Below are 9986 nucleotides of genomic sequence, written 5' to 3'. Positions count from 1 at the left end.
TGTGAATTTTCGCCGTTAAGGAGCCATTCCGTAATCGGCGTTAAGGCGCCACCAGATTGTCGGCGTAATGGCGCCACCGGATTTGCGGCGTAAAGGAGCCACTCCGTAATCGGCGTAATGGCGCCACGCCATTTGCGGCGTTAAGACGCCACTTTGCCATTTCTTATCAGGGGCTCGAACTTTCATTGATCGGCTAGACTCCCGGCATTTTGCCGGGAGAGGCCGTGACTAAACGGAGGTTCGAGATGTATCAGTACCGACAAACCTTGGTGCGCATGCGCCAGGGAGATTCCGACCGGGAGATTGCCCGGTCCAAGACCATGGGGCGCAAGAAGATCGCGCAGGTTCGCGAGATAGCGAACGCGCGCGGTTGGCTTGCCCCCGACAGCGCGCTACCCGAAGATGCCGTTCTGGCCTCGGCGCTGATGCGCAAGGAGGCGCTGCCCGCCACCTGCATCTCGACGTTGGAGCCATGGCGCGCGCAAATCGGCAATTGGTATGCCGCCGGCATTCAGGGCACGACCATCCACGCCACGCTGGTGCGCAATCATGGCTACACCGGCAGCTACTCCGCCGTGAATCGCTTTCTCCATCAACTCGTCGTCGACGACGTGCCGGAAGTGCCGATGCGGCTGACGTTCAAACCGGCAGAGGCGGCCCAAGTCGATTTCGGCGCCGGCCCTTTGATCACCGACGTGCACACCGGGGAGATTTTTAAAACCTGGTTCTTCGTACTCACGTTGGCGTGGTCGCGCCATCAATACGCCGAGTTCGTGCGCGACCAGTCCGTCGCTACCTGGCTGGGCTGCCATCGCCACGCCTTCGAATGGTTCGGCGGCAGCGTCGCGCGCGTGATCATCGACAACGCTAAATGCGCGATCACGCGGGCCTGCGTGTACGAGCCGGAAGTGCAGCGCGCCTATGGCGAATGCGCCGAAGGATATGGCTTTCGAATCGATCCGTGTCCGCCGCGCGATCCGCAGAAGAAAGGCATCGTCGAGTCGGGCGTCAAATACATCAAGGGCAGTTTCCTGCCGCTGCGCGAGTTTCGTGACCTGGCCGATGCCAACCGGCAGTTGCACGAATGGGTGATGACGCAGGCGGGCAACCGCATCCACGGCACCACTCGCGAGGCCCCGCTCAAACGGTTCGCCGACGTGGAACGAAGCCTGCTGATCGCCTTGCCCGATGTGCCGCCGCAACTCGCTACCTGGGCCAAGGTCAAGGTCCACCGCGATGCCCATGTCCAGTACGACTACAACTATTATTCGGTGCCGTTCCGGCTGGTCGGCCATGCGCTTTGGTTGAAGGCTTCCGACACCATGGTGACGCTGTATCGCGAGCAGGAGAGCGTCGCCACCCACGTGCGACTGACGCGGCGCGGGGAGCGCAAGACGGTGCACGATCACATGCCGGCGGCGGCGCAGGCCTGGCAACTGCAGGATACGCAATGGTGCTTGAAGGAGGCGGAGCGCATCGGCCCAGCCTGCCATGCCCTGGTGCATGCGCTGTTCGGCGACGCCGTTCTGATCCGCATGCGCGCGGTCCAGGGCGTACTGCGGCTCAAGAACAAATACGGCGCGACCCGACTGGAGGCGGCCTGCTCGCGCGCCAACCACTACGGCACGCCCGGCTACAAGGTGGTCAAGAGCATTCTGGAGAAAGGACTCGATCAGCAAACCATGCTAGCGGCCTTCGATGCCTTGGCCAGCACCTATACCGAAGGCGGCCGCTTCTACCGCGACACTCAAACCATTCTTCAATGAGAACCATCATGCATCCAATTCCTGAACTCACCCCGTTGCTCAAACAATTACGCCTGTCCGGCATCCTCGATTCGCTCGAAGCGCGCAACCGCGAAGCAATCGATCGCAAGCTCGCATTCACCGAATTCCTGAGCCTGCTGATCCATGACGAGGTCGCCCGGCGCGATCAGAAGAAGCTCGACCTGCGCATGCGGCGCGCCAACTTCCGCAACCAGAAGACGCTCGAAGGTTTCGACTTCGACCGCCTGCCCGGACTAAACCGCGCGGCGGTTCATGATCTGGCGACCTGCCGTTTCATCGAAGAGAAAGTGGCCGTGCTGATTGCCGGCCCCTGCGGGACCGGCAAGAGCCACCTGGCGCAGGCATTGGGGCACGCGGCCGCGCGTCAGGGCTATGACGTGCTGTTCATCACGCAAACGCAACTCATGAACAGCCTGCGCACCGCGCAGGCGATGGGGAATTACGACCGGCGCTTCCAGTATCTGGCGAAAGTCGCGCTACTCGTGATTGACGATTTCGGGCTCAAGCCGCTGCGCTCGCCCGAAGACGAAGACTTCCACGACCTGATCGCCGAGCGCTATGAACGCACCGCAACGATTCTGACATCGAATCTTGACTTCAGCGAATGGGGCGCCGCGTTCCCCGCGAACAAGATGCTCGGTGCCGCCACGCTGGACCGCTTGCGTCATGGCGCTTATCGCGTGGTGCTCGACGGAGAGAGTTACCGCAGCCTGGAACCGGCGTCGGAGAAATTCACGCCACCGGTCGTGAAGGGAGGCAAGATCCAGGTGCCGTGATGCCGTTCCTCTGAATGCCGCTGCCTGCGGTACGCGCCATGCTTTCGGCGGGCTACGGAGTTGCCGGACATAAAACCGTCCGGCAAGGGCTACCGCCCCGGCTCCTACCGCCGAACTTCGCCAGGCCCCCGGCGAAGCCCGCTGCATGGCACTTTGATTCTTCGCCGTTGCGTTGCCGCTTTGGTTTGGCAACACGGCGGCGACTCACGCCTCCCGCGTTAAAAAACGCACCTCCAAAATACCCCCGATTACCGCAAAAACCGCTATTGCAAAATCATGCAAAATCGCGCATCCTTGCACCCCAGTTTGAGCCCCTGATTTGATTGGTCCAAGTGGCGCCATTACGCCGAAAACGGGTGGCGTCTTAATGCCGGTAATTCACAGGGGTGCCGGGGCGAACAGAGAAGGGAATAGCGACGTTGATGTGAAGATCCAGGCGTTTCACGAGTGCAATGGTTTGAGCAAAATCTTCTTCGGTCTCTCCAGGGAAGCCGACCATCCAGTTGCAGTAGAAAATTGTATCTGTCGTTTCCCTAAATGAGGCATAAGCCTCCGTGACTTTGTTGATGTTATAACCGCGGTTCATTTCGGTCAAAATACGTTGCGAGCCGCTTTGCAGAGAGACGTATAGCAATTCCAACCTACCTTGCAATGATAGTTCTTTAAGCAAAACTGCATTTTTCAGGAATGGCTTGGGCTCGATATATCGAATTGATAATCTAAGCTCCGGATGAAGATTGATAAGCGAAGTGAGTAAATCCGAAAATCTAAGGCCGATCTTGGTGTCCAAGCCGTAATTTCCAATCTCATCACCGACAAGAATTAAATGCCGGATGCCGCGATCGATTCCTTCTTTTGCCTTTTTGAGAATGGCATCCAATGAAACAGACGTGAATTCTCCACGCCCTTTTGGAATATTGCAGAAGCTGCATTTGTAAAGGCAGCTACGAGTAACTGTAATCAGAACGGCACCGCGTTCTTCGTTATAGAAAACAAAGCCTTTAGTCGTGCGCTTGTATAGTCGTTCCAGATCAGTGTCAAATTCCCGATCAACCTCTTGTAATTTTGCGACGGCGGCCGCTTTCTCTGGGCCAACACGTTGTCGAAGGGCCGCGAGACCGATGTCAGTACCCTCAAAGTTAAGGCTGGAATCTTGTGAAGTGGCTTGATCCACTTCGTCAAAATCAAGGCCGGTGTGTGAGGTCAAGATTTCTTTGTGCGAAAGGAAGTTAAGCTCTTTTGCAAGGGACATACTGCTCACGCTATCTGCACTTGCATTTGCTACGCATCCCGTCACGGTAATCTTTGCGGAAGGAGCACGCAGATGCATCGCATCGATCTGATTAACTGCATCTGTGACCCATATGTCACGAACAGAACAGCCTGAGAAGATTATTTCATCTGCTTCTTCAGGGGTGCTAACGATAATATGGTCTGCTTTTATAAAGCCTGCTTTCAATACGTTGAGATCGTAGCTAGCATTCAGACAGGCGTTATGCGATAAGAATATTTTTCTTTGCATGTTCTTCTAATATCATTTTTCTGGTTTTAGTTTCGTCTGTAGGTCGCTAAAAAATTATTTGGCGCCAGCATTGATGTCATCAGATATCGCTAAGTGACTTTATCTTAGATTTTTTGCTCACTATTCGTAAGGTAATTCGCCGAACAGGCCAATCATGAGGTCTCCGTCCAGTACTTCAAAGGGCAACTCCAGGTAATAGTCCGGGTGGCGAGGCAGTGCTTTTCCATCCTTGGATGAATTCTTTGTATGGCCTTGAACTAACTCCCCGTTCTCTTTTATGTAAGGGAGGACAACAATACGTCCATGGTTCTTGGAGATAATTTTTCCTTCTTTCCACAAAGTTTCTCCCTCTTTGCCACCGGACGCGCTGCCAACACTTTTTACTGTCCAACCAACCTCTTTACCTTGCTCATACCAAAACACAAAGCTCCCGATGACGATGACATACTGGCCTCTTGCCAATGCCTCATCAAGCATTCTTTGAACACTTGAGATTTGCAGTAATTTATTGGCACGCGGTAAAAGTAAATCTCTGATTTTGGCTTTCGTCTCTCCCCAATGTTCAACGCCTGACATATCAAAGGCGCTTGCAATCCTCTCGCGGAAACAGTACATGCCTGTCTTGGAATTTGTATTGATAGACGTAGACCAATCAAAATCACCTTTGCGTCTTAATGATACGTGATGCTTCGGTAGTTGAACTATTTGGATTTTTGGCGACTCACATAAGCATTGATAGAGACCATCTCTATACTTTTCACCATCTCTTTTAGGCAAAACCAAGCTTTCAATACTTGGTTTCTGGAAACTTTTGCTGCGTTTGATTGCTTCATTGAGCATTAGCTGTTCTTCTTGTGCGAGTCTTTTCTCAGCGATGACATTTTTCTCTGCTTTAAGAGAAATAGAAAGCTTTAGATCATCATCCAAGTTTAACGAAGCCACTCTTTCGCGAATGGTTCTATTGAATTCATTGGCAGCAGCATTGGCTTCTTTAAAGGCTTGATAAACCTCCGATTTTGCGTGGCCGTCGCCGCTATCAATGTAATGGCGCTCCCATTTCAATATACCGTCAGCTTGTAATTTGAGAGCCCACATTCTCCATAGATCACCATTTTCATACCAAGCAAAAGGAAAGATTGCGATAGTAGGGTTGGAAAAACCTTTCATCTTTGTGATCAACATTTGTCTTTTGTGCCCAGTTATATGATTGTGGCGGATTGAATAACAGCAGATATGCGCGCAGTTTCAAATCATTCAGAAGTTAGATGTTAAATTCCGCCCGATGTCGATCCCATTCGGTAGAAAGTGAAGGATTGAGCTGCTCAAAAACTTTGGACGACAAAGTGATGCCAGCCAGGGCCTTGCTTGACTCGTATTTTGTATATGCATCGAGTGCTATTACGGCAAAACGAGGAGAATTCTGGTCGTCTATGTATAAAAGGCGCATTTGATTGTAGATTTCCTCGCAACGACGCCACAACCACCACATGCGAAGCCATCTTGCCAAAATTTGCTCGCCAAATATCAATTGGGCGCACAAAGCGATCCATGAAAGAGGTACGTCCCTGTTGGTTACGGCCGTAATCCAAACAATGACGTAAATACATGTTATTACACTGGCATTTTTTACCATCTTGCCCACAATCTCTTTGGTGAAAAGACTATTTTCAAAGAGCTGCGCTGCGAGTCGTCTTGTGGGGCCGGTCTGCGCGTGGTTGTAGTAACCTGATGTCTGTTGGCTGATCAGCGGCGCTCCATACGCTTTTGTGAGAAAGTCTTTTGCTCGCGCATCTTGGGCTCGAGGAGCCAGATGTAATCTAATAAAAAGATCAAGTACAAACAGGACTAAAACGGTGACAACCTGGCCCCATTGAGCGATGTTATTAAGAGTCTTCTGGGACGGTTCGTCGAAGAATGCAGTTCCCAGGCTAAAAAGAACGCTCAAGAGGAAGAAGCTTGAACTCCAAGCTTCGACCGTCTCCAATGGAGAAAAAAATCGGTCTCTAATTGGATCAACTTTTGGTGCTTGAGATGGCATTGTCACTCCGGGGAATATGTCGCTATTTTCAATGTTCAGTTAACGGTTTGCTATTTTCATTGGACGGATGCTCGCCGCCCCCAGCCCACTCGTCGATTGCAAGCCAGTGTTCAAAATAAAGAAGCCATTCAGCTGTCCAAGGCACATATGTTTCACTGAGCTTCATCGATGGTCGCCACTCCCCGTATCTGGGCCGCCAAAGACATAGCTTCGTCCCTTTCCCGTCGTGGGTGTACGTATGCGGCAGTTGGCGAGCGCCGGCGAGTTCTTTCAGATCCGGAGAAATGACAATCATATCCGGTGACTCCTTCCCCGGCTTTACATGTAATTCGCACTCATAGACGCGAGACGCCGGAGACGGAGCGATACCAAAGCGGTATATAAGCCCTTTTCCTGAGTACAGGGTGCATGTAGCGCCGGGTAACGCCATAGCTTTCAGATCCGTCGCCCTGACGGCCAGATTCGGAGTTCGAATTGGTACGTGAACCATCGTTAATCTCCGAAGAATGTATGCGCGCGTGCAGTGCTGGGTACCAGGATACCCGCAGCAGTAAACAATGGCGCTTTGCCGGCACTGCGTGCCGTAGCTTGTCGCTCTAACTGTGCCGTTTGCACGGACTTCGATGCTTTAGCGCCAAATGCAGATTCGATTTTACGGGCGACTTGATCAATCCCAGCTTGGGATTCAATGGAATCGAACAGCTCGTTCAAGTCATCTTCAAGCATGCTATGCCATTGCGTAAAGGCTTGTTGACGCTCACTGGTATTCATAGAACTTGCGAGGTTGTCGCCGGGTGCTGTGGGATTGTCGATAGTCCATTCTTCGCCCCCCCAATCTCGACTTGCTGAAAAATGGTGAGGCATGTCACCCACGATGTGAGACAGTAAATCCAGGGGATTTGTATGGGGCTGCGGCGCCAGTTGTTCGTAGGCAGCTGCGGTTAAAGTAGTTAGGAAGACCGAGGACGGGGCAATGTCTGAACCATTAAACGCAACGTCCCGATGAAGTTTAAGGACTTGAATGAAGCGGCAGAGCAGACGTCCGAAGACATCGTCAGGATTTGACAATGGCTTGATTTCAGCCCGTTTTTCACTGATCGAATCCATCGCGACAACCAACCGTGCAGAACCGGTAAAAATTGGCGAAATCGTCGCTATTCTGTTGAACTCGCGATTGTAACCTCGCGGATTTGTCGGTTGATATCGTTTGAGTTGGCGGTCAGGGATCCAGCCGTGTAAATCTCCATGAACAGCAATCAAGCTGGGCATATCAATAATAGGTGCGATATCTGCACACATTCCATCTGAGTACTCCAGTGTGGCGCAGCGGTCCCAGCGTTTAAGGGTGAGCCCATGTCGATCGGCGTATTTCTGCAGAGCGGCGAATAAATCCCTTAACAGGCGGGTTGGGCCATCTGGATATCCATATTTGGTATAGGCAGTTGTGTCAAATCTGGCCACCAGATCGATGTCGAAACCTGTTCGATCTGGATTTACTGGGCGCGTTATTGTTCCCAATTCGCGTGACCCTTGTGGGTGGATTTCAACAAGCAGGCCGTCGAATTCGGCGCAGTTGACCAAGAACTCTCCCGTACTTTTATAAGAGCGCTCAAGTAAAGCTAATTGTGTTTCCGTTGGTTCGAGAGCACGTCCAATATCCTCGATCATTCGGACAAAGTAATCCGAAGACCGATTGGAAAAGGTACGTTGAAGCGGCATAGCATTGGAAAGATGGGGTTGCATCTTGTTCCTTTTCTTTAGGGAAGCCCGCAAATTGCTGGGCAGATGTATTATGGTTAATTGTAAAAATTTACTAACAATTTGCTGGCTAAGATTTTCTGCTTGGAAATCTTTATTTGCTTAAGTTGCTTCCCCTCAAATAAGTATGCGGACGAGTTTGTGAAACCGGACAAAAATTCTTTGTCCGGTTTCACAAGTTGGATCGCATTAATAAATAGAAGATAGGGAGATAGGGATGGATTTGTCCCCATCAGGGATTACAGAATTTGCGACCAATGATGATGTCAGATCGGCAATTGAAGCTTTGTCCGATATCGATAAAGCTCGTCTAAAAAAGGTCGCCTCTATTTATTTACCTGGATCGGCTTATGCTTGTTCTATGGATTTGTTGAATGAAGCTATTTTTCGGACAATGAATGGTGCTGATGGTAGAGGGCGACGTTGGCCAATCCGAGTCCCGTTCATGGCTTATTTAATTGAAACCATGAAAGGCATCGCTGGAGACTCGCGGAACTCGTACGAAAGCAAGCACAAGCGCGCGCTGGAAACACTGGCGACGGATACTTTGTCAGTCGACGAAGTGCTATCGCGCGATTACCAACTTCACGCAAATAGCCCAGAGGTCGAATTGGAAGAGGCTCAGGCTAGGCGAGAATTAGAGGCGAGGCAAGATGAAGATCTTCGTGTCATCAATGACGCGTTTAAGAATGATTCAGATATTCAATGGATCTTAATGGGCTACAAAGATGGTTGTTCTGCCGCAGAAATTCGTGAGATGGGAGAGATGTCGCAGACCACGTATGAAAGCGCACAGCGCCGGCTTCGTCGAAAAATAGAGAAATTATTTGGCAATCGGAGAGTGCAATGACTCATCCCAAACATAGTGCCGACTTCATCGCACTTCGGGAAGCCGCATTGGAAGATCTGCTGAGGTTATCAGATGCAGAGTTGGCCGAAGAGCTCGGAAGAGACGGTGAAAATCTTCAAGAAATATCTAGACTAGTTGGGGAGAGCTTGCGGGAAACTGCTGCGCAGGCTATTCGGCAACAACAATCTCAACGCCCTAAATCCATCGCCAAAGAATCTATTTCTAAAAATCATAGGCCACCTCTTGTAGAAATAAAAAAGATAATCTTGCATCTATTTGAAACTGCTCAGCAGTTAGGCGCGGAAGAGCGATCATTGGGCCTGGCTTTCAGAGAAGGAAAAAAACAGACCGATTCTGATTGGGAAACCTTATACGACGATCTTGTGAGATTGAATGCCATACGGCCAGACGATGACAATTGATATCTCAAAAATGTCGCGTGCCGAAAGAATTCTTTGGGATCATGGCGTCACGAAAGCAGAACATATTGATTTAGATGCGATTGCTAGCCGACATGGCGCCAATGTGGTGTATAGGCCTTTAGGTGGATGCGAAGCAAGACTTGTCGCGTACGGTGACAGCGCGGTTATAAGCGTGAGCAGCGCCAGCATTGAGGGACGTCAACGGTTTTCGCTCGGACATGAACTCGCTCATTGGCTCTGTGACCGGGGCCGTGGATTTTTGTGTGCAAAAGAAGATATCGGCCCGCAAAATGCGGAGGCGAGAAATGTTGAAGCATCGGCAAACGCATTTGCAAGCCAGCTCATCTTGCCTTCATATTTGGTAGATTCATGGATCGGCTCACAAGCAATTACCCTGGGACTCGCGGCAAACTTGGCGAAAGACTTCAATACCAGTCTGACTGCGGCTGCAATAAAACTCGTTAGACGAGCTTCTGGTCAATCAAGTGTGATGTGTCACAATCAAAGCCGTTTGCTATGGCGAGAGCGAAGCCTAAAATTCCCTTTCGATTATTCAATCGTTGGTCAGCTACATCAAGATACGGATGCTTTTGAGATCGCATTCACCAAAAAGGCAGGTATGAGTCGTCCAAAAAAAGAATCTGCCGATCGGTGGGTTCGAGGTCAGAACACCTATCGCCTGACAGTACAAAGTCAGTCCGTCAAACTACCTGATGACAACGTCTTGTCGCTAATTACATTTCTCGAGTAAGTTGTTGCGCTGCAATGAAAACTGCGCCAATAGGTGGGAAATTTACATCCTAAGCTGCTTTGCATGACGCAAAAGCCGATCG

Annotated in this window: 10 protein-coding genes; 5 read left to right on the top strand and 5 right to left on the bottom strand. The window is 50.8% G+C overall.

The window, feature by feature from the left end:
* Nucleotides 1–245 precede the first annotated feature (245 nt).
* Nucleotides 246–1766, top strand: coding sequence for an IS21 family transposase (gene istA, locus RV1423_RS26420; protein WP_034303531.1), 1521 nt, complete (start codon nt 246–248; stop codon nt 1764–1766).
* Between the two features lie 8 nt (nt 1767–1774).
* On the top strand, nt 1775–2563 hold the full coding sequence (gene istB, locus RV1423_RS26415) for an IS21-like element helper ATPase IstB (RefSeq protein ID WP_034303530.1): 789 nt from the start codon (nt 1775–1777) through the stop codon (nt 2561–2563).
* Nucleotides 2564–2927: 364 nt separating this feature from the next.
* On the opposite strand, the gene RV1423_RS26410 is transcribed toward istB, so the two are convergent.
* The 5 genes from RV1423_RS26410 to RV1423_RS26390 all read right to left on the bottom strand — a co-directional run bounded on the left by RV1423_RS26410 (nt 2928) and on the right by RV1423_RS26390 (nt 7866).
* Nucleotides 2928–4085 carry a radical SAM protein gene (locus tag RV1423_RS26410; RefSeq protein ID WP_081769026.1) on the bottom strand — a complete coding sequence of 386 codons (1158 nt, stop codon included), beginning with the start codon at nt 4083–4085 and terminating at the stop codon, nt 2928–2930.
* A gap of 120 nt (nt 4086–4205) precedes the next feature.
* Nucleotides 4206–5267 (bottom strand): hypothetical protein, encoded by a 1062-nt coding sequence (locus RV1423_RS26405; RefSeq protein WP_034303526.1) that lies wholly within the window; start codon nt 5265–5267, stop codon nt 4206–4208.
* A gap of 79 nt (nt 5268–5346) precedes the next feature.
* Nucleotides 5347–6123 (bottom strand): hypothetical protein, encoded by a 777-nt coding sequence (locus tag RV1423_RS26400; RefSeq protein WP_155835314.1) that lies wholly within the window; start codon nt 6121–6123, stop codon nt 5347–5349.
* A 28-nt stretch (nt 6124–6151) separates the two neighbouring features.
* Nucleotides 6152–6418 carry a hypothetical protein gene (locus RV1423_RS30725; RefSeq protein ID WP_231502518.1) on the bottom strand — a complete coding sequence of 89 codons (267 nt, stop codon included), beginning with the start codon at nt 6416–6418 and terminating at the stop codon, nt 6152–6154.
* A gap of 197 nt (nt 6419–6615) precedes the next feature.
* Entirely contained in the window at nt 6616–7866 is a 1251-nt protein-coding gene (locus RV1423_RS26390; RefSeq protein WP_231502517.1) for a nucleotidyltransferase, read from the bottom strand.
* Between the two features lie 232 nt (nt 7867–8098).
* Between RV1423_RS26390 and RV1423_RS30205 the strand changes: the two genes are divergently transcribed.
* The 3 genes from RV1423_RS30205 to RV1423_RS29470 are packed head-to-tail and all read left to right on the top strand — an operon-like array spanning nt 8099 to nt 9904.
* Nucleotides 8099–8731: a hypothetical protein gene (locus RV1423_RS30205; protein ID WP_155835313.1), complete on the top strand. Its 633-nt coding sequence runs from the start codon at nt 8099–8101 to the stop codon at nt 8729–8731.
* Nucleotides 8728–9153, top strand: a complete 426-nt coding sequence (locus RV1423_RS26375) for a hypothetical protein (protein WP_034303517.1) — start codon at nt 8728–8730, stop codon at nt 9151–9153. The genes RV1423_RS30205 and RV1423_RS26375 overlap by 4 nt, the downstream gene beginning before the upstream one ends.
* Nucleotides 9143–9904: an ImmA/IrrE family metallo-endopeptidase gene (locus RV1423_RS29470; protein WP_081769025.1), complete on the top strand. Its 762-nt coding sequence runs from the start codon at nt 9143–9145 to the stop codon at nt 9902–9904. Before RV1423_RS26375 ends, RV1423_RS29470 begins: the two co-directional genes overlap by 11 nt.
* The last annotated feature ends 82 nt before the right edge of the window (nt 9905–9986 follow it).

Source organism: Herbaspirillum sp. RV1423 (assembly GCF_000577615.1).
GTDB lineage: Bacteria > Pseudomonadota > Gammaproteobacteria > Burkholderiales > Burkholderiaceae_D > Herbaspirillum.
This window is presented reverse-complemented; position numbering and strand designations above follow the sequence as displayed.

Bases quoted from the DNA above. Each gene is read 5' to 3' on its own strand.
- istA (WP_034303531.1), top strand. From the start codon at position 246: ATGTATCAGTACCGACAAACCTTGGTGCGCATGCGCCAGGGAGATTCC.
- istB (WP_034303530.1), top strand. From the start codon at position 1,775: ATGCATCCAATTCCTGAACTCACCCCGTTGCTCAAACAATTACGCCTG.
- RV1423_RS26410 (WP_081769026.1), bottom strand. From the start codon at position 4,085: ATGCAAAGAAAAATATTCTTATCGCATAACGCCTGTCTGAATGCTAGC.
- RV1423_RS26405 (WP_034303526.1), bottom strand. From the start codon at position 5,267: ATGTTGATCACAAAGATGAAAGGTTTTTCCAACCCTACTATCGCAATC.
- RV1423_RS26400 (WP_155835314.1), bottom strand. From the start codon at position 6,123: ATGCCATCTCAAGCACCAAAAGTTGATCCAATTAGAGACCGATTTTTT.
- RV1423_RS30725 (WP_231502518.1), bottom strand. From the start codon at position 6,418: ATGATTGTCATTTCTCCGGATCTGAAAGAACTCGCCGGCGCTCGCCAA.
- RV1423_RS26390 (WP_231502517.1), bottom strand. From the start codon at position 7,866: ATGCAACCCCATCTTTCCAATGCTATGCCGCTTCAACGTACCTTTTCC.
- RV1423_RS30205 (WP_155835313.1), top strand. From the start codon at position 8,099: ATGGATTTGTCCCCATCAGGGATTACAGAATTTGCGACCAATGATGAT.
- RV1423_RS26375 (WP_034303517.1), top strand. From the start codon at position 8,728: ATGACTCATCCCAAACATAGTGCCGACTTCATCGCACTTCGGGAAGCC.
- RV1423_RS29470 (WP_081769025.1), top strand. From the start codon at position 9,143: ATGACAATTGATATCTCAAAAATGTCGCGTGCCGAAAGAATTCTTTGG.